The organism is Mycobacterium spongiae, assembly GCF_018278905.1.
Classification (GTDB): domain Bacteria; phylum Actinomycetota; class Actinomycetes; order Mycobacteriales; family Mycobacteriaceae; genus Mycobacterium; species Mycobacterium spongiae.
Window position 1 is genome coordinate 3,255,281 of record NZ_CP046600.1, and the last position, 22,154, is coordinate 3,277,434.

Annotated in this window: 20 protein-coding genes; 7 read left to right on the forward strand and 13 right to left on the reverse strand. The window is 65.3% G+C overall.

Annotated elements, in window-relative coordinates; all coding sequences use genetic code 11:
• Positions 1-66 precede the first annotated feature (66 nt).
• On the reverse strand, positions 67-1,563 hold the full coding sequence (dop, locus tag F6B93_RS13205; protein WP_211695506.1) for a pup deamidase/depupylase: 1,497 nt from the start codon (positions 1,561-1,563) through the stop codon (positions 67-69).
• Between the two features lie 251 nt (positions 1,564-1,814).
• Between dop and F6B93_RS13210 the strand changes: the two genes are divergently transcribed.
• Complete coding sequence (locus F6B93_RS13210) at positions 1,815-2,999, forward strand: hypothetical protein (RefSeq protein WP_211695507.1); 1,185 nt, start codon at positions 1,815-1,817, stop codon at positions 2,997-2,999.
• Positions 3,000-3,009: 10 nt separating this feature from the next.
• Complete coding sequence (locus F6B93_RS13215; protein WP_211695508.1) at positions 3,010-3,633, forward strand: hypothetical protein; 624 nt, start codon at positions 3,010-3,012, stop codon at positions 3,631-3,633.
• An 18-nt stretch (positions 3,634-3,651) separates the two neighbouring features.
• Here the strand turns inward: F6B93_RS13215 and arc are convergent, their stop codons facing one another.
• Positions 3,652-5,481 (reverse strand): proteasome ATPase, encoded by a 1,830-nt coding sequence (arc, locus tag F6B93_RS13220; RefSeq protein WP_211695509.1) that lies wholly within the window; start codon positions 5,479-5,481, stop codon positions 3,652-3,654.
• Between the two features lie 246 nt (positions 5,482-5,727).
• Between arc and lppK the strand changes: the two genes are divergently transcribed.
• Positions 5,728-6,300 carry a lipoprotein LppK gene (gene lppK / locus F6B93_RS13225; RefSeq protein WP_211695510.1) on the forward strand — a complete coding sequence of 191 codons (573 nt, stop codon included), beginning with the start codon at positions 5,728-5,730 and terminating at the stop codon, positions 6,298-6,300.
• Between the two features lie 6 nt (positions 6,301-6,306).
• Positions 6,307-6,600 carry a DUF503 domain-containing protein gene (locus tag F6B93_RS13230; RefSeq protein ID WP_211695511.1) on the forward strand — a complete coding sequence of 98 codons (294 nt, stop codon included), beginning with the start codon at positions 6,307-6,309 and terminating at the stop codon, positions 6,598-6,600.
• An 18-nt stretch (positions 6,601-6,618) separates the two neighbouring features.
• Here F6B93_RS13230 and trmI read toward each other — a convergent pair whose 3' ends face one another.
• Positions 6,619-7,482 (reverse strand): tRNA (adenine(58)-N(1))-methyltransferase TrmI, encoded by an 864-nt coding sequence (gene trmI / locus F6B93_RS13235; protein ID WP_211695512.1) that lies wholly within the window; start codon positions 7,480-7,482, stop codon positions 6,619-6,621.
• 73 nt (positions 7,483-7,555) lie between these two features.
• Here trmI and F6B93_RS13240 point away from each other — a divergent pair, with 73 nt between their 5' ends.
• Positions 7,556-8,374, forward strand: coding sequence for a RecB family exonuclease (locus F6B93_RS13240; protein WP_211695513.1), 819 nt, complete (start codon positions 7,556-7,558; stop codon positions 8,372-8,374).
• Positions 8,371-9,147 carry a thioesterase family protein gene (locus F6B93_RS13245; protein ID WP_211695514.1) on the forward strand — a complete coding sequence of 259 codons (777 nt, stop codon included), beginning with the start codon at positions 8,371-8,373 and terminating at the stop codon, positions 9,145-9,147. Before F6B93_RS13240 ends, F6B93_RS13245 begins: the two co-directional genes overlap by 4 nt.
• Positions 9,148-9,308: 161 nt before the next feature.
• Here the strand turns inward: F6B93_RS13245 and F6B93_RS13250 are convergent, their stop codons facing one another.
• From F6B93_RS13250 to metH, 5 genes are all read right to left on the reverse strand, one after another.
• Positions 9,309-10,691: an FAD-containing oxidoreductase gene (locus tag F6B93_RS13250; protein WP_211695515.1), complete on the reverse strand. Its 1,383-nt coding sequence runs from the start codon at positions 10,689-10,691 to the stop codon at positions 9,309-9,311.
• Positions 10,688-11,170, reverse strand: coding sequence for a glycine zipper 2TM domain-containing protein (locus tag F6B93_RS13255; RefSeq protein WP_211695516.1), 483 nt, complete (start codon positions 11,168-11,170; stop codon positions 10,688-10,690). The genes F6B93_RS13250 and F6B93_RS13255 overlap by 4 nt, the downstream gene beginning before the upstream one ends.
• Before the next feature lie 64 nt (positions 11,171-11,234).
• Positions 11,235-12,092, reverse strand: a complete 858-nt coding sequence (gene hisG, locus F6B93_RS13260) for an ATP phosphoribosyltransferase (RefSeq protein WP_211695517.1) — start codon at positions 12,090-12,092, stop codon at positions 11,235-11,237.
• A gap of 2 nt (positions 12,093-12,094) precedes the next feature.
• Entirely contained in the window at positions 12,095-12,376 is a 282-nt protein-coding gene (locus F6B93_RS13265) for a phosphoribosyl-ATP diphosphatase (RefSeq protein ID WP_211695518.1), read from the reverse strand.
• 74 nt (positions 12,377-12,450) lie between these two features.
• Positions 12,451-16,197: a methionine synthase gene (gene metH / locus F6B93_RS13270; RefSeq protein WP_211695519.1), complete on the reverse strand. Its 3,747-nt coding sequence runs from the start codon at positions 16,195-16,197 to the stop codon at positions 12,451-12,453.
• Positions 16,198-16,539: 342 nt separating this feature from the next.
• On the opposite strand from metH, the gene F6B93_RS13275 reads away from it, so the two are divergent.
• A complete protein-coding gene (locus F6B93_RS13275) occupies positions 16,540-17,421 on the forward strand; it encodes a PAC2 family protein (RefSeq protein ID WP_211699463.1) in 882 nt (293 codons plus the stop codon).
• A 79-nt stretch (positions 17,422-17,500) separates the two neighbouring features.
• Here F6B93_RS13275 and F6B93_RS13280 read toward each other — a convergent pair whose 3' ends face one another.
• From F6B93_RS13280 to F6B93_RS13300, 5 genes are all read right to left on the reverse strand, one after another.
• Positions 17,501-18,382 carry an SDR family oxidoreductase gene (locus F6B93_RS13280; protein ID WP_211695520.1) on the reverse strand — a complete coding sequence of 294 codons (882 nt, stop codon included), beginning with the start codon at positions 18,380-18,382 and terminating at the stop codon, positions 17,501-17,503.
• A 24-nt stretch (positions 18,383-18,406) separates the two neighbouring features.
• A complete protein-coding gene (gene mshC, locus F6B93_RS13285; protein ID WP_211695521.1) occupies positions 18,407-19,663 on the reverse strand; it encodes a cysteine--1-D-myo-inosityl 2-amino-2-deoxy-alpha-D-glucopyranoside ligase in 1,257 nt (418 codons plus the stop codon).
• Positions 19,664-19,879: 216 nt separating this feature from the next.
• Positions 19,880-20,680, reverse strand: coding sequence for a 3'(2'),5'-bisphosphate nucleotidase CysQ (locus F6B93_RS13290; protein WP_211695522.1), 801 nt, complete (start codon positions 20,678-20,680; stop codon positions 19,880-19,882).
• 44 nt (positions 20,681-20,724) lie between these two features.
• Positions 20,725-21,540 (reverse strand): SCO1664 family protein, encoded by an 816-nt coding sequence (locus tag F6B93_RS13295; RefSeq protein ID WP_211695523.1) that lies wholly within the window; start codon positions 21,538-21,540, stop codon positions 20,725-20,727.
• A complete protein-coding gene (locus F6B93_RS13300) occupies positions 21,524-22,111 on the reverse strand; it encodes a DUF3090 domain-containing protein (protein ID WP_211695524.1) in 588 nt (195 codons plus the stop codon). The genes F6B93_RS13295 and F6B93_RS13300 overlap by 17 nt, the downstream gene beginning before the upstream one ends.
• Positions 22,112-22,154 lie beyond the last annotated feature (43 nt).

Genomic DNA, 22,154 nt, shown 5'->3' on the forward strand with positions numbered 1-22,154 from the left:
TCTACACGCCCGCCGGTCTACATCCACCCTACCGGTCACCTCCGGCGGCTCCCTGCTTAAGGGTGATCAGCTGGTCAGTTGCTCGACCAGCTCGACGGCACTGTCCACCGAGTCCAGCAGTGCCCCGACATGCGCTTTACTACCACGCAGCGGTTCCAATGTGGGGATGCGGACCAGCGAGTCACCACCCAAGTCGAAGATCACTGAATCCCAGCTAGCTGCGGCGATATCGGCCCCGAACCGACGCAAGCATTCACCACGGAAGTAAGCGCGGGTGTCCGCCGGGGGGTTGTCCACCGCGCTGAGCACCTGGTGTTCATTGACCAGACGCTTCATCGAACCACGGGCAACCAGCCGGTTGTAGAGGCCTTTATCCAGTCGCACATCCGAATACTGCAGGTCAACGAGGTGCAGCCGGGGCGCCGACCAGCTGAGGTTCTCCCGCTGCCGGAAGCCCTCCAGCAATCGCAGTTTGGCCGGCCAATCCAGCAGCTCGGCGCAGTCCATCGGGTCGCGCTCAAGCTGGTCGAGCACATGCGCCCAGGTCTCGACGATGTGGGCGGCTCGGGGGTCTGGGTCGCGGCTGTCCACCAACTTGGCCACTCTGTCGAGGTAAATCCGCTGCAGCGCAAGGCCAGTCAGTTCGCGACCGTCGACCAGAGCCACGGTTGCTCGCAGCGTTGGATCGCGGCTGATCGCGTGGACCGCGTGCACGGGGCGCGCCAACGCCAGGTCGGTGAGATCGATTCCTTCTTCGATCAGGTCGAGTACCAGTGCCGTGGCGCCCAGCTTCAGGTAGGTCGACGTCTCGGCAAGGTTGGCATCCCCGATGATGACGTGCAGCCTGCGATACCTGTCGGCGTCGGCATGCGGTTCGTCGCGGGTGTTGATGATGCCCCGCTTCAGCGTGGTCTCCAGCCCAACCTCGACCTCGATGTAGTCGGAGCGTTGCGATAGCTGGAAGCCGGGCTCGTCACCAGCCGGCCCGATGCCGACCCGGCCGGAGCCCGTGACCACCTGCCGAGACACCAAGAAGGAGGTCAGCCCCGCAATGATGGCCGAAAACGGCGTCTGCCGGGACATGAGGTAGTTCTCGTGCGACCCGTAGGAGGCGCCTTTGCCATCGACGTTGTTCTTGTAAAGCTGCAGCTTGACCGCTCCGGGCACGCTGGAGACATGTCGGGCGGCGGCCTCCATCACCCGCTCTCCGGCCTTGTCCCAGATCACCGCGTCGAGGGGATCGGTGCACTCGGGCGCGGAGTACTCCGGGTGCGCATGATCGACATAGAGCCGCGCCCCGTTGGTCAAGATCATGTTGGCTGCGCCGACCTCGTCGGCATCCACTACCGGCGGCGGGCCGGCCGAGCGGCTCAGATCGAATCCCCGGGCATCCCGCAGCGGCGATTCGACCTCGTAGTCCCAGCGAGTGCGTTTGGCGCGCTGAATGCCGGCGGCCGCGGCGTAGGCCAGCACCGCCTGCGTCGAAGTGAGGATCGGGTTGGCGGTCGGGTCCGACGGCGACGAAATGCCGTACTCGACCTCCGTTCCGATAATCCGTTGCATGCCCCAAAGCCTAGGCCCGGCGACGATGCGGACCACTTGGGGTCCGCTGAGAAGCCGGGCAATCAGGCCCCGCCCGGCGACGATGCGGACCACTTGGGGTCCGCTGAGAAGCGGGCACAACAACCCAAGCCCGGCGACGATGCGGACCACTTGGGGTCCGCTGAGGAGCGGGCCCAACAACCCAAGCCCGGCGACCCCCCCAACCTTCCGGCCGGGCTCCTCAGCGCGGCCGCTATTAGGGTTGAGCTGGCATGAATCCTTCCGCCCGCCGCGCGCTGGCACGCCGAGAAACATCGGGTGCCGGGGCAGAAACGTGGTTCCTCCAGCAGGGCCTGCCCGCGGTGCTGTCCAGGCGCGCCCGGTGGCGACGGGTGTGGCCACGTTCGGCGCCGGTACTGGCGGCATATGCGGCGCTGCACTGCTGGGCACTGCCGATTCCGCTGATCACCGGCGGCGACGAGATCGTCATCGACGGACAACCCACACCACGCGAGTGGGTCCTACTCACCCTCATCGCGCTGGCCCCGGTGCTGATCGCGTTGGTCGGCTGGATAGTGTCCCGAATCTCCGACAACCGGAAACGGTCGATTGCGGCAACCGTCGCGGTCAGCGTTGTGGCGGTCATCTTGATTGTCGACACGTCAGTGACCCATGTGCCAGATGCGGCAGCCGCCGCAGTGTTGGTACTGCTGCTGACCGGAACCGGTGTCGGGTCGATCGTCGGCTGGTCGATGCGCATGACCCTGTCGCATCTGGCGACAATTGGCGCTCTAGCGATTCGGGCGTTGCCGGTTGTTCTGCTGACCACCTTGGTGTTCTTCAACAGCAACATCTGGCTGATGGCCTCGACGATCAGCGCGGCACGGTTGGGCTTGGCCATTACTTTTTTGGTGGGCATCGCGGGCGCATTCGTCGTCTCGGCCACCATCGAGCGGGTCAGGCCGATGCTGCGGGAGCCCACTGCGCCGCCCTCGGATTGCCAGCAGCTGGCCGATACCCCGTTCGCCGCCATGCCGGATTCGCCGAGCAGCCCGCCACTGACCAAAGCCGAGCGGGCCAACGTCGTCTTCGTGCTCGCGGCCCACCAAATTGCGCAAATCCTGGTGGTGGCGGCGCTGACCGCGACGATTTACATCATCCTCGGGCTCATCGTGCTGAGTCCAGAGCTGCTGGGCGAATGGAGCCACAACACCTCCGGCAACACCACTGTGCTGGCCCTGACCGTTCCCGTACCGGACTCGCTAGTACATCTGTGCCTTTTCCTCGGCGCATTGACGTTCATGTACATCAGCGCCCGCGCGCTTGGCGACGCCGAATACCGCGAAACATTTGTCGATCCACTGATCGACGACCTGCGCGTCACCCTGATCGCGCGCAACCGCTATCGCACCAGCATCGCGAGCAGCGGTGTTGACGCGGATCACACGAGTGATTAATTTCACCCTGGTGTCCGCTCCCGAACAGGTAACCGGCTTGTCCGGGAAGCGTTATGGCGAAGTGCTCCTGGTAACTCCCGGCGAGGCGGGACCCCAGGCGACGGTCTACAACAGCTTCCCGCTCAACGAATGCCCCGACGAGTTGTGGTCGGCGCTCGATCCGCAGGCGCTGGCCACCGAACATGGTGCGGCCGCGGCCCTACTTAACGGTCCGCGGTACTGGCTGATGAACGGCATCGCCAAGGCGGCGCCGGGACCGTCGGTGACCAAGAACTTCGGCGGTATCGAGATGCAGCAACAGGCCACTGTCCTGCTGTCGTCGATGGATCCCGCGCCGTACACCGTCAACCAGGTCAGCCGCAACGCCGTCTTCATCTTCGACGCCGGGGAGGAGATCTACGAACTCCAGGATCCCAAGGGAAAGCGCTGGGTGATGCAGACCTGGAGTCAGATCGTGGATCCCAACCTGTCACGAGCCGACCTTCCGAAGCTGGCCGACCGGCTCGACCTGCCTGCGGGGTGGTCCTACCACACGCGAGTGCTCACCAGCGAGCTACGCGTGGACACCACGAGCCGCGCCGCCAAGGTGTTGCAAGACGACCTCACCAACAGCTATTCGCAGGCGACCGACTGACTGGGCGGTAGTGGCCGCTTAGAGGTATTGGCCGAGGTTGGACTCGGTGTCGATAGCCCGGCTGGCACTCGAACTCTTGCCAGTGACCAGCGTGCGGATGTACACGATCCGCTCGCCCTTCTTGCCCGAGATCCGCGCCCAGTCGTCGGGGTTGGTGGTGTTCGGAAGGTCCTCGTTCTCGGCGAACTCGTCCACGATCGAGTCGAGCAGATGCTGAATACGCAGGCCCGGTTGCCCGGTCTCCAGCACCGACTTGATGGCGTTTTTCTTCGCCCGGTCGACGACGTTTTGGATCATCGCCCCCGAGTTGAAGTCCTTGAAGTACATGACTTCCTTGTCACCGTTGGCGTAGGTGACCTCTAGGAACCGGTTGTCGTCGATCTCGGCGTACATCCGGTCGACAACCTTCTCAATCATTGCCTTGATGCAGGCCGTACGGTCACCGTCGAACTCAGCAAGGTCGTCGGCATGCACCGGCAGGGACTCCGTCAGGTACTTGGAGTAAATGTCCTGCGCAGCTTCGGCGTCCGGCCGCTCGATCTTGATCTTCACGTCGAGGCGACCCGGCCGCAGAATCGCCGGATCGATCATGTCCTCACGGTTGGAGGCACCGATCACGATGACGTTCTCGAGCCCCTCCACCCCATCGATCTCGCTAAGCAGCTGAGGAACGACAGTCGTTTCGACGTCCGAGGAGACTCCGGTACCGCGGGTGCGGAAGATCGAGTCCATCTCGTCGAAGAAGACGATCACGGGCGTGCCTTCGGAGGCCTTCTCCCGAGCTCGCTGGAAGATGAGCCGGATGTGGCGCTCGGTCTCGCCGACGAACTTGTTCAGCAACTCGGGGCCCTTGATGTTGAGGAAGTACGACTTCGCCTCACGGGCGTCGTCACCGCGAACCTCGGCCATCTTCTTGGCCAGCGAATTGGCCACCGCTTTGGCGATCAGCGTCTTGCCGCAGCCGGGTGGCCCGTAGAGCAGCACACCCTTGGGCGGTCGCAGCGCGTACTCCCGGTACAACTCCTTGTGCAGGAACGGCAGCTCGACGGCGTCGCGAATCTGCTCGATCTGGCGCGTCAGACCGCCGATGTCCTGGTAGCTGACATCAGGCACCTCTTCGAGAACAAGGTCCTCGACCTCAGCCTTGGGGATCCGCTCGAAGGCATAGCCAGCTTTGGTGTCGACCAGCAAGGAGTCGCCGGGGCGAAGCTTGCGCGGCTTGGAGTCGTCGTTGAGGGCGTCGGGGACGCCCTCGGGCAAGTCCTCGGCGACCAGCGGCTCGGCCAGCCAAACGATGCGTTCTTCGTCGGCGTGGCCGACGACCAGCGCCCGATGGCCGTCAGCCAGGATCTCGCGCAAGGTGGATATCTCACCAACCGACTCGAAGGTGCCGGCCTCGACGACAGTGAGGGCCTCGTTAAGCCGGACCGTTTGCCCTTTCCTGAGCGACCCGATGTCGATGTTGGGCGAGCACGTCAGTCGCATCTTGCGACCTGAGGTGAACACATCGACCGTTTCGTCATCGTGGGTGGACAGCAGCACCCCATAGCCGCTCGGCGGCTGGCCCAGCCGGTCGACCTCCTCACGCAGTGCCAGTAGTTGTTGCCGGGCTTCTTTAAGAGTTTCCATTAATTTGGAATTGCGGGCGGCAAGGGAGTCGATGCGGGCTTCGAGTTGATGGACGTCGCGAGCGGAGCGTGCCGAGCCATGTTGCGCGACGGCGTTGTCGAGCTGCTCGCGCAGGACCGCAGCTTCGCGGCGCAGCTGTTCGAGTTCGGTGGCATCGTCGCTGGACAGGGGGTTGTGACGGGGGGCACCGAATGCTTCAGAACGCTCCGACTCACCCATGCTGCGCTCCTTTCCTACGCCGACAACGGCGCGGCGGATATATCAACGCTACCGGCGATTGGCGCTTGATGTGTGGAGTCAAATGCCCTCGAAGGGCTCTAAAAAGTTACAAGTTGTGTCGCGCTGGTAACCTCACGTGACAGCCGGGCCGATCGACTGGGCCTCGAAAGGACCACGTGACCACACAATCCCCCGCCGCCGGCGTAGCAGCGCCGCAGCCGCTCGCGTAGTCCAGATTACCGCTGGATGCATCGTCACATCTCGACAACCCTGGGTGCCGGCGCCATCGTGGCCACGCTAGGACTCGTGGGGTGCTCGCATGACGAGTCCGGCACTACGTCGTCAGCAGCATCATCATCATCGTCGTCGCCGGCTGTCCAGGCAGTACCGCCGCCCACCGCAACCACGCGTGCGGAGCCACCCGCCACTGCGCTACCCCCGCCCGAAGCACTCACCGGCGTACTCTCCCGGCTCGCCGATCCGGCCGTGCCGGGCACCGACAAGGTGCGCCTCATCGAAGGCGCAACTCCGGAGAACGCAACCGCGCTGGACGAGTTCGCCATCGCGCTGCGGGACAACGGCGACCTGCCGATCACGGTCACCGCGAACGACGTCGCTTGGGCGGACCGGAAGCCATCCAACGTGATGGCCACCGTCACCATTGCCACCGCCGCCCCGGACAGCCGCGACTTCACCTTCCCGATGGAGTTCACCCCCTTCCAAGGGGGCTGGCAGCTATCCCGGGAAACCGCGGACATGCTGCTCGCCCTCGGCAACTCACCCGAAGACTCCAGCCCGTCTCCAGAACCGCCCGGCTGATTGCGGATGTGGATCGGTTGGCTCGAATTCGATGTGCTGCTAGGCGACGTGCGATCACTCAAACAAAAGCGGTCGGTGATCCGGCCCCTGGTCGCGGAATTGCGGCGCAAGTTCAGCGTCTCGGCCGCTGAGACGGGCTCACTCGATCTGTACCGACGTGCGGGTATCGGTGTGGCGGTCGTGTCCGGTGACCGCACGCACGCGGTAGACGTTCTCGACTCAGCAGAACGCCTGGTCGCCGCGCACCCGGAATTCGAGTTGCTGTCAGTGGGCCGCGGACTGCGCCGCAGCGACGACTGACGGCTCCCAGATGTGCGCCTAGCCGTCGCGGCCCACGCGTTTACGACCCAACGGCGCGGGTGCGATCGCGCCTGGCGCCAACCGCCGGGTAGCTACCAAGAAGGCGGTGTGCCCGCGCATCGAATGCTGCGGCCGAACAGCGAGGCCCGCGACGTGCCAACCACGCTGAAGGGTCTCCCACGTCCGCGGTTCGGTCCAGCACTGTTGAGCACGCAATGCCTCCACGACCCGCGACAGCTGGGTCACAGTTGCCACGTACACCATCAGCACTCCGCCGGCGATCACGAGCCTCGACACCGCCTCCAACACCTCCCACGGCGCGAGCATGTCCAACACCGCCCGGTCAACAGCGCCATCGGGCAACTCGGAGTCCGCGACGTCGGCGACGACGAGCTGCCAATTGTCAGGCACGTCCTCATCGACCCCATTGAAGTCGCCATAGAAGTTGGCCACATTGCGACGAGCGTGTTCGGCGTGATCGGCGCGCTTCTCGTAGGAGATCACCTTCCCCCGCGGGCCGACCGCGCGCAGCAGCGAGCACGTCAACGCACCCGACCCGGCGCCGGCCTCCAATACCCGGGCACCAGGAAAGACGTCGCCCTCATGCACGATCTGGGCGGCGTCCTTGGGGTAAATCACCTGGGGCCCGCGGGCCATCGACATCACGTAGTCAACCAGCAACGGTCGTAGGACCAGGAATTGCGCGCCGTTGCTGGACTTGACCACGCTGCCTTGCTCCAACCCGATCACCGCGTCGTGCGCGATCGAACCACGATGGGTGTGGAACTCCCCGCCCGTCGCGAGCGACATCGTGTAGCGCCGGCCCTTGGCGTCGGTGAGCTGGACGCGTTCACCAACGCAGAACGGACCCGTTGCCGACACGCCGTCTAGGGTGCCAGCCGACTCGCCGTAGCCGGTGTCCGGGGTTGTCGGCGCCCCGTCCTAGGCTGCGGTAATGACACAGCCGGCGCTATCACCGTCGCGGGCGGCCGACTTCAAGCAGTGCCCGCTGCTGTACCGGTTCCGCGCGATCGACCGGTTGCCGGAAGCTCCGTCGACAGCCCAACTTCGCGGCTCGGTGGTGCATACCGCGTTGGAACGCCTCTACGGGCTACCCGCGGAAGAGCGGGGCCCCGACACCGCGAGGTCGCTCGTGGAGCCCGCGTGGGACCACCTGGTCACCGAGGCGCCGGAGTTGGCGGGCCAGCTGGACGACGGCCAGCGATCCCAATTGCTCGCGGACGCCCGCAATTTGCTGTCCGGCTACTACCGGCTCGAAGACCCGAGGCGGTTCGACCCGCAAAGCTGCGAGCACCGCGTCGAGGTCGAATTGGCCGACGGCACCCTGTTGCGCGGCTATATCGACCGGATCGACCTCGCCGCCACCGGCGAGCTGCGAGTGGTTGACTACAAGACCGGCAAGGCACCACCCGCCGCCCGAGCACTGGCCGAACTGAAGGCCATGTTCCAAATGAAGTTCTATGCGGTGGCGGTGTTTCGCTCACGCAATGTGCTGCCCGCCCGGTTGCGGCTGATCTACTTGGCCGACGGGCAGGTGCTGGACTATTCGCCGGACCGCGATGAGCTACTGCGCTTCGAGAAGACGCTGATGGCGATCTGGCGCGCCATCCTATCCGCCGGTCAGACGGGCGATTTCCGAGCCAGCCCGTCACGGTTGTGCGAGTGGTGCCCGCACCAACAGCACTGTCCAGTCTTCGGCGGCACGCCGCCGCCATACCCGGGCTGGCCAGGCCAGGCCGAGCCTGCGGCATGACCGGTTGCTACTACCGCCGCCTCCCAGCTGATGGCGGCGATCCGGCTTTCGGTCCCACCGACTACACCCGCAGCAACTGGGATCTGGAAATTCAGCACGGCTCGCCACCGTTGGCTCTGCTGACCAAGCTGATCGAGGAACTGTCGGCGGGGTCGGGCCTTCGCATCGGCAGACTCAGTCTCGACATCCTCGGCGCGATACCGGTGGCACCGGTGCGTGCCCGGGCCTGGGTGCAGCGCCCAGGTTCGCGGGTCGCCATGATGGCCGCCGAGATGGTCGCCGACCGCGCGGTGGCGCGGGTGACCGCCTGGCTAGTGGCGGTCAGCGACACCACCGACATCGCATCGGATCGATACCGTCCGCTCGTGGAAGGACCGGCCGCACCGATCCCGGCAGCCTTTGCCGACGTCAGCGGCTACTTCGACGCAGTCAGCTGGCGCCCCCAGGACCCGGAGGGACACTCCGCCGCGGTGTCGTGGTTTCGCCCGATGGCGCACATCGTTGACACCGATCCGACGACACCGCTGCAAAGACTGGCAGCCGTAGTGGACTGTGCCAACGGCGTCGGCGCGATCCTGGACCCGAATCGGTTCTTCTTCATGAACACCGACACCGTCGTTCATCTACACCGACTTCCGACCGGCAGTGATTTCGCCCTACGGGCTCGCGCCTCCGTCGGGCCGGATGGTGTGGGGGTAACCACCGCTGAAGTATTCGACAAGACTGGGTTTGTGGGGACGGCGGCCCAGACGCTACTGGTCCGGCGCCGCTAGTTCGATGGCGGCGACCCGCCGCGCCCGGCTACGCCGCGCTTGCGATCGCCGCTAGTTCGATGGCGGCGACCCGCCGCGCCCGGCTACGCCGCGCTTGCGATCGCCGCTAGTTCGATGGCGGCGACCCGCCGCGCCCGGCTACGCCGCGCTTGCGATCGCCGCTAGACCAGTGGCGACATCTCTTGCAGCATCGTGGGAACGAGCTCGCTGACGGTGGGATGGATATGCATGGTGCGCGCCAGCGTGCGCCACGGCGCCTTGGCCGACATGACGTCGAGGATGGCGTGAATGGCCTCGTCGCCGCCGACACCGAAGATCGCCGCTCCCAGTATCTCGTCGGTGTCGGCATCGACCACGACCTTCATAAAGCCTTGCGTTTCACCCTTTTCCACGGCCCTGCCGACCCTCGTCATTGGCCGCTTACCGACCAAAGCCCGCCGACCCGACGCTCGAACCTGGTCGACGGTCATGCCCGCTCGACCTAGCGGCGGATCGATATAGAGGGCGTAGGTGGTGATACGGTCGCTGACCCGGCGTGGGTCGTCATCGAGCAGGTTCGCGGCGACAATCTCGTAATCGTTGTACGACGTGTGGGTGAAAGCTCCCTTTCCGTTGCAGTCACCCATCGCCCAAATGTGGTCAACAGTGGTCTTGAGCTGATCGTCGACGACGATGTAGCCGCGCGCGTCGGTGGCCACGCCGGCGGCATCCAGACCCAGGTCGTCGGTATTGGGTCGACGCCCCACCGCCAGCAGCAGATGGCTGCCCTCGATGGGCTGCGCACCAGCACGGGGCGTCAGCTCGAAGCCTCTAGAACTGCTGCTGCGCTTCGTGATTCGGATGTCGTCGGCGCCGAGAATGATGTCGACGCCTTCAGCGGCCAGAATATCGTTGATGGTCGCCGAGACATCCTCGTCTTCGCGGGACGCCAACCGCGGTCCCCGCTCCAAGACCGTTACCTGGGCACCGAAACGACGGTACATTTGGGCGAACTCCAGCGCGATGTAGCCGCCGCCGACGACGACGAGATGTTCTGGCAGAGTATCGAGTTCGAGGATCGACACGTTGGTGAGAAAATCGATCTCAGAGAGCCCCGGGATGTTGGGCACCACCGCGCGGCCACCGACGTTGAGGTAGATCCGGTCGGCGTGCAGCACGTCATCATCATCGATCCGGAGCGTGTGCGGATCGGTGAATCGGGCATGTCCCCGAAAGACCGTGCAGCCATCCATGCCGTCCAACCAGGCTTCGACCCCGTTGCGGTCGGCCAGCATGATCGCGTCCTTGCGTGCCTTGACTTTCGCCATGTCTACGCCGACAGAACCGGTCCCGACACCGTATTCCGCACCACGCCTGGCGACGTGCGCGGCGTGCGCGCTGGCCACCAATGTCTTGGTGGGGATGCATCCCGTGTTGACACAGGTGCCGCCGAAAAGCTTGCGCTCCACCATCGCAACCCGCTGCCCCGCGGCGGTCAGGCGACCTGCCAGCGAGGGCCCGGCCTGGCCGGCACCGACGATGATGGCGTCAAAATGCTGTGTCATAGCGCACCCGCCGCCCCGACGATGGCGAAGCCACCCAGGACCGCCACGGAGTCCTCCAGCAGCGCGATCGGCAAGTCCTGGCCGCCGCGGGCCGCTACCAGCCGGCGACGCAACTGATAGCCAACCATGGTGCCGAGCACCGCTCCGACAACACCGGCTCCCAGCGCACCCCAGCGGTAGCCCCAGGCGATACCGATCACCGCGCCGGCGAACCCACCCATCAGGATCCGAACAGCGAACGCGGGCGCCGCTGTGCGAGGTGGCGTCTGCGGGAGTTTGTCATTGATGAGTTCGGTCGCCGCCAGCACGCTGAGGATGCCGACCGTCACGATGTTGCCGACCCAGTTCGCCCATGTTCCATGCAGATTGATCCAGCCCAGAGTGCCAGCCCAGGACACCGCGGCCGGAGCCGTCAGGGAACGCAATCCGGCAACCACACCGATGAGTAAAGCCAACAGCAGCACGAGCAAATACGTCACTGCGATCCCTCCTTGAGGCGGATGACTAGCCGGACGCTAACACAGCAAAGAGTGCAGCGGATCCTCAGAATCGGCAGAATCTGATGTCGGAAGCCAGAATCGCCTTGGCCCCGACGGCGGCGAGCTCGTCCATGATCCCGTTGACGTCTCGACGCGGCGCCAAGGCACGCACAGCGACCCACCCCGGATCGGCCAACGGCGCAATGGTCGGTGACTCCAATCCCGGCGTGATCGCCGCGGCCTTGTCCAATGCCGTACGTGGACAGTCGTAGTCGAGCATCAGGTACTGCTGACCGAACACCACGCCCTGTACCCTGGCCACGAGTTGATCGCGCGCGGTGCTGACCTCGCTCTGGTCGGCCTTGCCGTCCCCCTCGATCAGCACCGCCTCCGAGTCGCACAACGGCTCGCCGAAGGCCACCAGATCATGCAGGCTCAGGGTGCGACCGGACCCCACCACGTCGGCGATGGCGTCGGCGACGCCAAGTTGTATGGAGATCTCTACAGCGCCGTCGAGTCTGATGACCGTCGCTTGGATACCCCTGGCAGTCAAGTCCTTATGAACCAAAGTCGGGTACGAGGTGGCAATCCGTTTGCCGGCCAGGTCGGATGTCGTCCACTCGCGCCCGGCCGGACCGGCGTAACGAAAGCTCGACGACCCGAATCCCAGCGCTAGCCGTTCCCGCACCGGCGCATCGGAATCACGCACCAGGTCACGTCCGGTGATCCCGAAGTCAAGCTCCCCGGAACCGACGTAGATCGCAATATCCTTGGGCCGCAAGAAGAAGAACTCGACGTTATTGACGGGATCCATGACCGTCAGATCTTTGGAGTCGGTGCGGCTCCGGTACCCGGCCTCCGCCAGGATCTCGGCCGCGGGCGCGCTCAGCGCACCTTTGTTGGGAACCGCCACCCGTAGCATGGTCATAGTTTCCGGTAGATGTCGTCGAGGGACAGTCCGCGGGAAATCATCAGGACCTGTGTCCAGTAGAGCAATTGACTGATCTCCTCGGCCAGCGCGTCATCGGGTTCGTGCTCGGCGGCCAGCCACACCTCGCCGGCCTCCTCCAGGATCTTCTTGCCCAGCGCGTGTACCCCGGCGTCGAGCGCAGCCACGGTGGTGCTGCCGGCCGGCCGGGTGCGGGCGCGTTCGCCGAGTTCGGCGAACAGATCCTCGAAGGTCTTCACGGCCAGCGATTGTGTCACGTGCCGCCGAGCAAAGTCACGGCGGTTTCGGCAGCCCGGCAAGCGGGGTGCGACGGCCCCAGTGGGGTGTGGGCTCAGTCCTCCGGGTTGTAGCCGAGGTTGGGGCCGAGCCAGCGCTCGGCTTCGGCCAGGGTCCAGCCCTTGCGAGTCGCGTAGTCAGCGACCTGATCCTGAGCCATCCGGCCGACCACGAAGTACTGTGACTGCGGGTGCGAGAAGTACCAGCCGCTGACGGCGGCACCCGGCCACATCGCCATCGACTCGGTCAACTCGATGCCGGTCCGCTTCCGGACGTCCATCAACTTCCAGAGCGTTACCTTCTCGGTGTGCTCAGGGCAGGCTGGATAGCCGGGGGCCGGGCGGATTCCCACGTACTTTTCACCGATGAGCGACTCGTTGTCCAAGCGCTCATCAGGCTGGTAACCCCAGAATTCCTCTCGAACCCGTTGGTGCATCCGTTCGGCGAACGCCTCCGCTAGCCGGTCGGCGATCGACTCCAGCAGGATCGCGCTGTAGTCGTCATGGGCTGCCTTGAACTCCGTGATTTTGTCTCCGATCCCGATCCCCGAGGTGACGGCGAAGGCGCCGATGTAGTCAGCCAGACCGGTGTCCTTGGGCGCGATGTAGTCGCCCAGTGACCGGTTCGGAATGCCTTCCCGGTGCTCGCCCTGCTGGCGCAGGTTGTGCAACGTGGTCAGCACCTCGGTACGGGTCTCATCGGTGTAGACCTCAATGTCTTCACCCGAGCCGACCGCGTTGGCCGGGAAGAACCCGATCACCCCGTTCGCCGTCAGCCACTTCTCCTTGATCAGCGTGTCGAGCATCTCCTGGGCGTCGTCGTACAGCTTGCGGGCAGCCTCGCCAGTGGCTGGGTTGTTGAGGATGTCGGGAAACTTGCCCTTCATCTCCCAGGCGTTGAAGAACGGCTGCCAATCGATGTACTCGCGTAACTCGGCGAGGTCGTACTCATGAAACTCCCGTACCCCCGTCCCCTGGGCGGGCACCGGCGGCGTGTAGCCGTCCCAGTCGATCGGTGTCCGGTTCGCGCGGGCCTTCTCCAGCGTCAGCATCGGCCGCTCGTTCTTCTGGGCGTGCCGTTCACGTAGGGCGGCATAGTCGGTCTCGGTGGCTTCCAGCAGCGCGGGACGCTGCTTGTCGTCGAGCAGCGCTGCAGCGACCGGCACCGAACGGGAAGCGTCTTTGACCCAGACCACCGGACCGCTACGCCGCGGCGACACCTTCACGGCCGTATGGGCGCGCGAAGTGGTCGCGCCACCGATCAGCAGCGGGATCTCGAGCCCCTCACGTTCCATCTCGACGGCGAAGTTGACCATCTCGTCCAAGGACGGGGTGATCAGGCCGGACAGCCCGATGATGTCGGCGTTGTGCTCTTTCGCCGCGTCCAGGATCTTCTGGGCGGGCACCATCACACCGAGGTCGATCACGGAATAGTTGTTGCACTGCAGCACCACTCCGACGATGTTCTTGCCGATGTCGTGGACGTCGCCCTTCACGGTCGCCATCACGATCGTGCCGTTGCTGTCATCACCTGCAGAGCCGCCGGATTGTTCTTTCTCCGCCTCGATGTAGGGCAGCAGGTAGGCAACGGCCTTCTTCATCACCCTGGCCGATTTCACGACCTGGGGCAGAAACATCTTGCCCGAGCCGAACAGGTCACCGACGACGTTCATGCCGTCCATCAGTGGGCCCTCGATCACCTCGATCGGGCGACCACCGGCGGCGGCGATCTCGGCCCGCAGCTCCTCGGTGTCGGCATCGACGTGCGCGTCGATGCCCTTGACCAGGGCGTGCGTGATCCGCTCACGGACCGGCAGGTTGCGCCATTCGGCTGCCGCCGCATCCTCCTTCCCGGACTGGTCCTTGCTGTTGAACCGTTCAGCGATCTCCAGGAGCCGCTCGGCGGCATCCTCGCGACGGTTCAGGACGACGTCCTCGATGCGGTCCCGCAGCTCCGGGTCGATCGAGTCGTAGGGCACCAACGCACCGGCGTTGACGATGCCCATGTCCAGGCCCGCCTTGATGGCGTGGAACAAGAACACCGCGTGGATCGCCTCGCGGACCGGGTTGTTGCCCCGGAAGGAGAACGACACGTTCGAGATACCGCCGGAGATATGCACCCCGGGAAGGTTCGCCTTGATCCAGGCGCAGGCCTCGATGAAGTCGATCCCATAGGTCGCGTGCTCCTCGATACCGGTCGCCAGCGCGAAGCAGTTGGGGTCGAAGATGATGTCCTCGGCCGGGAAGCCGACCTCTTCGGTCAGGATCCGGTAGGCGCGCCCACAGATCTCCTTGCGGCGCTCCAGGTTGTCGGCCTGCCCCTGCTCGTCGAAAGCCATCACGACGACGGCGGCGCCGTATTTGCGGCACAGGCGTGCCTCGCGGATGAACTTCTCCTCTCCTTCTTTCATGGAGATCGAGTTGACGATCGGCTTGCCCTGCACGTTCTTCAGGCCCGCCTCGATGACCTCCCACTTGGAGGAGTCGATCATCACCGGAACGCGGCTGATGTCCGGCTCGGCCGCGGTCAGCTTGGTGAATCGGTCCATCGCGGCGATGCCGTCGATCATGCCCTCGTCCATGTTGATGTCGATGACCTGCGCACCGACCTCGACCTGCTGCAGGGCGACCGACAGGGCGGTGTCGTAGTCTTCGGCTTTGATCAGGTTGCGGAACCGGGCGGATCCGGTGATGTTGGTGCGTTCACCGATGTTCACGAACAGGGAGCCTTCGGTGATGTTGAGCGGCTCCAAGCCCGAGAGCCGGGTGGCCACTTCGATGTCCGGGAGCTCGCGCGGCGGCTTGCTCTCCACGACCTTGGCGATCTCAGCGATGTGCGGTGGCGCCGTTCCGCAGCAACCACCGACCAGGTTGACTAGGCCGGCCTCGGCGAACTCGGCGATGTAGCTGGCCTGACGCTCCGGGGACTCGTCGTACTCGCCGAAAGCGTTGGGCAGGCCGGCGTTCGGGTAGCAGGAGACGAAGGTGTCCGCGATCCGGGACATCTCGGCGATGTAGGGTCGCATCTCCGGCGCGCCGAGGGCGCAGTTGAGGCCCACCGCGAGCGGCTTCGCGTGTCTGATCGCGTTCCAGAATGCTTCGGTGACCTGACCGGACAACGTCCGCCCGGAAGCGTCGGTGATGGTGCCCGAGATGATCAACGGCCAGCGGCGTCCGCGGTCCTCGAACAGCGTCTCGACGGCGAACACCGCCGCCTTGGCGTTTAGCGAGTCGAAGATCGTCTCGATGATGAGCAGGTCGGCACCACCGTCGACCAGGCCGTTGGCGCTCTCGAGGTAGGCGGCGACCAGCTGGTCGTAGGACACGTTGCGGGCCCCGGGGTCATTGACGTCCGGCGAGATCGACGCGGTCCGCGTCGTGGGGCCCAGCGCTCCGGCCACGTAGCGGGGCTTATGCAGGGTGCTGAACTTGTCGGCGGCTTTGCGGGCTAAGGCAGCACCGGCGTAGTTCAGTTCGTAGCTCAGCTCGACCATGTCGTAGTCGGAGAGCGAGACCGCGTTAGCGTTGAATGTGTTGGTCTCCAGGATCTCGGCACCCGCCTCGAGGTACTCCCGGTGGATCCCCTCGATGATCTGCGGCTGCGTCAGAGACAGTAGGTCGTTGTTGCCGACGAGATCGGTCGGCCAGTCCTTGAACCGCTCGCCGCGGTAGCCGGCCTCGTCCGGTCGGTCTCGCTGGATCGCCGTGCCCATCGCGCCGTCGATCACCAAGATCCGCTGGCCGAGCGCGGTCGTCAGCTCGTCGGTGCAGTCGGGGCGGACATTCGGTTCAAAGGCGTTCACGCAGGCTCCTTCCGTAGCGGAAGGCGTCCTTTGGTTCTGCCGAGCGTGGCGGATACCGGTGGACCGGGACCCGTTGCAACGCCTCTCGACCAGGCAATTGTACGTGGCTTACCTGACCGGCGCCTGGGACGCCCCACTCGTCGCCGCGATCGACACCGACCCGCTCGGCGACCGCGGATCCCTGGGCGACAGCTCGCGGATCTTGTCGGCAATGACGTCGTCGCTCAGGTCGGATAGATCGTACCCGAACATTTTTCTTCCAAGCCCCACGCGCTCTGGTGTTGACAGCCTTCTGCCAGGTCCCGGCCGCCATTTCAACCGCCGTACGCTGAATCTGTGACTTTGCCGGATAGTGGGTCGAATTGCAGCGCGCAGCTGCCCGAACTGCATAACACCGTTGTCGTTGCCGCATTTGAGGGCTGGAACGACGCCGGTGACGCGGCCAGCGATGCGGTAGAGCACCTGGCTACGACCTGGGAGGCGCTCCCGATCATGGAGATCGATGACGAGGCCTACTACGACTACCAGGTGAATCGCCCGGTGATCCGCCAAGTCGACGGGGTTACCCGCGAGCTCGCCTGGCCGGCCATGCGGATCTCGCACTGCCGTCCCACCGGCGACCGCGACGTCGTCTTGATGTACGGGGTGGAACCGAACATGCGCTGGCGCACCTTCTGCGCTGAGCTGCTGGCAATCATCGAGAAACTCAACGTCGACACCGTGGTAGTTCTCGGGGCGCTGCTGGCCGACACACCGCATACTCGGCCGGTACCCGTCTCGGGTGCCGCGTACTCTCCGGAGTCGACGCGACTGTTTGGTCTGGAGGAAACCCGCTACGAGGGTCCGACGGGAATCACCGGAGTGTTCCAACATGCGTGCGTTCAGGCCGGTATCCCGGCGGTGACATTCTGGGCCGCGGTGCCCCACTACGTGTCGCACCCGCCCAACCCGAAGGCGACGGTGGCGCTGCTGCACCGCGTCGAGGATGTGCTCGATGTCGAGGTGCCGCTGGGCGACCTGCCCGCGCTTGCCGAAGCGTGGGAGCAGGAGATCACCGAGCTGACCGCCGAGGATGAGGAGCTGGCCGAATATGTGCAGTCATTGGAGCAGCATGGCGACACTGCCGTCGAGATGAACGACGCTCTCGGCAAGGTCGACGGCGATGCGCTGGCCGCGGAGTTCGAACGTTATCTGCGGCGACGCCGCCCGGGGTTCGGGCGCTGACCCCACGCGTAGCGCCGAACGTCGACTTGTCGGGCGGAAATGCGTCGAAAATGCCCAACAACTCGACTCTCGGCAGAACCTACGGCTTCGCCAAGCCCTCGTTGTAGGCGCTACTTGACCGGCCGAGGGCCTCGACCTGTTCATCCACGCGAGGCACGAGCTCAGCGAAGGCTTTGCGAGTGGGCAGTTCGCCAAGTCGGGTGGACAGCACCGGTTTGAGCCACCGAAACAAGCCCACCCAGCCCGGGCAGTACACGTGATCTTTGCGGCCCTCGATGCCTTTGACAAAGGTTGCCGCGCACCTCGTTACCGATGTGGTTTTCTTCAACGGCCCGGGCAGGCTCGCGATCAGCTCGTCGAATGCGGGCAGGTCGGCCTTGGCATCGCGAACCAGCGGGGTGTCAATCCAGCACATGTGCGCTGAGCCGACTCCGACGTCGTGGTGGGCAACTTCCGATCGAAGCGCGTTGGCGAAGTGTTCGACTCCGGCCTTCGACGCGTCGTAGGCCGCCAAACTCGGCGACGCCGCGAACGCGGCCAGCGACGAGACAATCAGCACATAACCTCGGCTGTTGATCACCGCCGGCAAGGTGGCACGTACCGTGTAGAACACACCGAGCAGGTTCACGTCGAGCACCCGCTTGAACGCCTCGGGATCGACCTGCAGCACGGAGCCGTAGCTGGCGATGCCGGCGTTGGCCATCACGACATCGATGCCACCGAACCGCTCGACGGCCTGGTCGGCGGCGGCCTGCATGGCGGGCAGGTCGCGCACGTCGGCAACCACAGTGAGTACGCGATCGTCGTGGCCGAGTTCGGCGGCAACCGTGGCCAGATCCGCCTCGGACAGATCGGTCAGCACGAGTTTGGCGCCCTTGTTGTGCAGGCGGCGAGCGACCTCGGCCCCGATTCCCCGGGCACCTCCAGTGATGAAGACGACTTTGCCCTGCATCGATGTCATGGCCGAAACGTACCGCGGCGCCGACTACAGGTCTACCCCGAACAACGCGTCGACGGCCGTTGCCACCTGGTTCGGCGCCTCGGTGTCATGGCCACCGTATTCCAGGGCGTCGCCCACCCAGCCGTCCAGTGCCGCAATCGCTTTGGGCGTATCGAGGTCGTCCGCCAGGTACTGGCGCACTCGGGCGACAACGTCGGCGGCGTCGGGAGCGGCCGGCAGCGCCGTCGCGCTGCGCCAGCGGTGCAGCCTAGCGGTTGCCTCGTCGAGCAATTGCGGACTCCAAAAACGGTCCGCCCGATAGTGTCCGGCCAGCAGACCCAGCCGCACCGCCGACGGATCAACGCCTTGGGCGCGCAGCTGCGACACCAAAACCAGATTGCCACGGCTCTTGGACATCTTCTCCCCGTCCCAGCCGATCATCCCGGCATGGACGTAGTGCCGCGCGAATCGCCGTTTGTTGCTGACACATTCGGCGTGCGCAGCGGTGAACTCGTGATGCGGAAAGACCAGATCGCTCCCGCCGCCCTGAATGTCGAGGCCGTTGTCGATCCGGCTGAGCGCGATCGCCGCGCACTCGACGTGCCATCCCGGCCGGCCAGGTCCGAACGGCGAGGGCCAACTGGGTTCGGAAGGCCGCGCGGCCCGCCACAGCAGAGCGTCCAATTCGTCAGTCTTGCCCGGCCTATCCGGGTCGCCGCCGCGCTGCTGGTACAGGCGCAGCATGGTGTCGCGGTCATAGCCCGACTCGTAGCCGAACTGCTGCGTCGCGTCCGCGCGGAAGTAGACGTCCGGGTGCTCCTGCGCTCCCGGGTCGACGACGTACGCGGCCCCGGACGCCAGCAGTTTCTCGATGACCTCGACCATTTCGGCGACCGCCTCGGTGGCCCCGACGAAGTCACTGGGCGGCAGTACCCGCAACGCCACCATGTCCTCACGAAACCGCGCGACCTCGCGATCGGCGAGGTCGCGCCAGTCGACGCTGTCGCGGTCGGCGCGTTCGAACAACGGATCATCCACGTCAGTGACGTTCTGCACGTAGTGCACGTCGTGGCCGAGGTCCAGCCACAGCCGATAGATCAGGTCAAAGGCCAGATAGGTGGCGGCGTGCCCCAAGTGCGTGGCGTCGTAGGGCGTGATCCCGCAGACGTACATGGTGGCCTTGGAGAAGGGTTGAGTGGCAGCCGCGACGGGCCGCACCTGCCGATCGGCGGTGTCATACAACCGCAGCTCCGGGCCACGCCCCGGCAACGTTGGAACGGGTGCGGGCGACCACGACTGCATGCCCTCGACTCTAGGCCCGGCGACGATGCAGACCGCGCAGCGGTGTGAGGAGAAGCCGGGCCATCCAACACCAGCCCGGCGACGATGCAGACCGCGCAGCGGTGTGAGGAGAAGCCGGGCCATCCAACACCAGCCCGGCGACGATGCAGACCGCGCAGCGGTGTGAGGAGGAGCCGGGCCATCCAACACCAGCGGATCAGAAAACAGCCGGATCGGTCAGCGCCACCACCGCGCGATAGCGTCGAGCAGCACGGGCGCCACTTCGGCGCGGCACATCAGCAGGTCCGGCAGGTATGGGTCCAGCTGGTTGTACCGCAGCGGGGAGCCATCGAGGCGCGACGCATGCATGCCGGCGGCCAGCAGTACACCGGCCGGGGCCGCGGAATCCCATTCCCACTGACCGCCGGCGTGCAGGTAGGCGTCAACATGCCCATCGATCACGGCCATCGCCTTGGCTCCCGCAGAGCCGATCGCCACGGCCTCGATGTCCAGCGTCTGCTGGATGAAATGCAGGATTGCCGGCGGCCGGGTGGCGCTGACCGCGACTCGAAGGGTCTGCGGAATCCCGACCGGCGCCGCGTCGGCGGTGACGGTATCGGTGCGGTAGACGATGTTCCCGCGCGCTGGCAGCGACACCGCGGCGTCGGTGATTTCCGGCTGGCCGTTGGTGACGCGTCGCCACAGCGCGACATGGACCGCCCAATCATCGCGCCCCGGCATCGAGAACTCTCGGGTTCCGTCCAACGGGTCGATGATCCACACTCGGTCGGACTTCAGGCGCGCCAAATCGTCGTGGGCTTCTTCACTGAGCACGGCATCGCCCGGACGCTCGGCCCGCAGCCGCCGCAGTAGCAGCGAGTTCGCCTCGAAGTCACCAGCCCCGCCCAGCGCCCCTGGATAGTCGAATCCGACCTCCTCGCGCACCGCCAGCAGCAACTTCCCTGCATCCGCGGCGAGGTCGGCGGCCAGCGCGGCGTCTGTCGGGTCGTCCGTCAAGCCGTGCGTCGCGGAGTTCACCGCTTCAGTATCGCCCGTATCTGAAGAAGGCGGGCGGCCCGGCACTAGAACGCAGGCCACGGAATCGGCCGATGCCGGTTTGGTTCGGGCATCACCGGCCGATCGAGCAGCGATTGCGTTCGCTGGCGCAGCGCGCTGATCTCGGCAGGGGTGATCTGGTCGGTCAACGCCGCGGCGAGCGGACCGTCAAGGGCATCGGCGAGGCCATCGACCGCCTGAAGGGTTTGATCGTCGATGGGCCTGCCGGCCCAACCCCAAAGCACGGTGCGCAGCTTGTCCTCGACGTGCAAGCACAGCCCGTGGTCGACCCCGTAGACGCGGCCATCGAGGCCACAGAGGATGTGACCACCCTTTCGATCGGCGTTGTTGATGAGCACGTCGAACACGGCCATCCGCAGCAACTGTTTGTCGTCTGCATGCATCAGGATGACCTCGTCACCGGCGTAGTCGTATGCGCGCAGCACCGGCAGATAACCCGGCTGCAATGCGCTGGCGGGAAACAGATCGACAGGATCGGGACCCGGACGCGGATCCGCGTCGGCGGCATCACCGGGTTGCTGCACCCACAACTGCAACATCCCGCGCCCGGCAGGCCCGTCCCGAATAATGGTGTACGGCACCAAGTTCCAGCCCAATTCTGCCGATATCAGATAGGCGCCGAGTTCGCGCCCGGCCAGCGTCCCGTCGGGGAAGTCCCACAACGGCTCCTCGCCAGAGACGGGCTTGTACACGCAGTGCACGCTGCGTTCAGCCAGTATTGATTCGCAGAGGAACGTCGCGTTGCTTGCCGAACGAATGCGTCCGAGGACCGTCAGCGCACCGTCGCGCAAAACCTCACGATCGTCATCCGGCGGTGTCATCACCAGGCCCGAGCAGCGCTTCGCGCCGGTAACCGTTGGCACGAGCGCAGATGTGTCCCTCAGGGTCCAGCGGTTCGTCGCACAACGGGCATGGCGGGCGTCCCGCCGAGATCACCCGGACCGACCGGGTAGCGAACTGGCGCGCCGACTCAGGCGTCAGAAACACCCGCACCGCGTCGGGGCCCTCCTCGGTGTCGTCGAGCACCACGGAGGCGTCGAACTCGGCGTCGGTGACAGCCAGCAATTCAACGACGACGGTCTGCGCCTCCGAATCCCAGCCCAACCCCATCGTCCCGACGCGAAACTCGGCATCCACCGGCATGATCAGCGGACTGAGGTCATCGATCTCGGTGGGCTCCGGTGGCACCGGAGTGCCGAACCGACGATTCACCTCGAGAAGCAGCGCGCCGATGCGTTCGGCGAGCACCGCGACCTGCTGCTTCTCCAGAACCACCGAAACCACCCGCGAGTCATGGACCGCCTGGATGTAGAACGTTCGATTTCCGGGCTGGCCAACGGTCCCGGCCACGAAGCGGTCGGGCGTGCGGAAGACGTGGATTGCGCGGGCCATGGCATCTCCAAAATACCGGCAGTTGACCCCGCGATGCGATTCC

What these genes read in the sequence shown, in the direction of transcription:
- dop (WP_211695506.1), bottom strand. Translation starts at nt 1,563, where the DNA reads ATGCAACGGATTATCGGAACGGAGGTCGAGTACGGCATTTCGTCGCCG.
- F6B93_RS13210 (WP_211695507.1), top strand. Translation starts at nt 1,815, where the DNA reads ATGAATCCTTCCGCCCGCCGCGCGCTGGCACGCCGAGAAACATCGGGT.
- arc (WP_211695509.1), bottom strand. Translation starts at nt 5,481, where the DNA reads ATGGGTGAGTCGGAGCGTTCTGAAGCATTCGGTGCCCCCCGTCACAAC.
- lppK (WP_211695510.1), top strand. Translation starts at nt 5,728, where the DNA reads ATGCATCGTCACATCTCGACAACCCTGGGTGCCGGCGCCATCGTGGCC.
- F6B93_RS13230 (WP_211695511.1), top strand. Translation starts at nt 6,307, where the DNA reads ATGTGGATCGGTTGGCTCGAATTCGATGTGCTGCTAGGCGACGTGCGA.
- F6B93_RS13240 (WP_211695513.1), top strand. Translation starts at nt 7,556, where the DNA reads ATGACACAGCCGGCGCTATCACCGTCGCGGGCGGCCGACTTCAAGCAG.
- F6B93_RS13245 (WP_211695514.1), top strand. Translation starts at nt 8,371, where the DNA reads ATGACCGGTTGCTACTACCGCCGCCTCCCAGCTGATGGCGGCGATCCG.
- F6B93_RS13250 (WP_211695515.1), bottom strand. Translation starts at nt 10,691, where the DNA reads ATGACACAGCATTTTGACGCCATCATCGTCGGTGCCGGCCAGGCCGGG.
- hisG (WP_211695517.1), bottom strand. Translation starts at nt 12,092, where the DNA reads ATGCTACGGGTGGCGGTTCCCAACAAAGGTGCGCTGAGCGCGCCCGCG.
- F6B93_RS13280 (WP_211695520.1), bottom strand. Translation starts at nt 18,382, where the DNA reads ATGACATCGATGCAGGGCAAAGTCGTCTTCATCACTGGAGGTGCCCGG.
- mshC (WP_211695521.1), bottom strand. Translation starts at nt 19,663, where the DNA reads ATGCAGTCGTGGTCGCCCGCACCCGTTCCAACGTTGCCGGGGCGTGGC.
- F6B93_RS13295 (WP_211695523.1), bottom strand. Translation starts at nt 21,540, where the DNA reads ATGACACCGCCGGATGACGATCGTGAGGTTTTGCGCGACGGTGCGCTG.
- F6B93_RS13300 (WP_211695524.1), bottom strand. Translation starts at nt 22,111, where the DNA reads ATGGCCCGCGCAATCCACGTCTTCCGCACGCCCGACCGCTTCGTGGCC.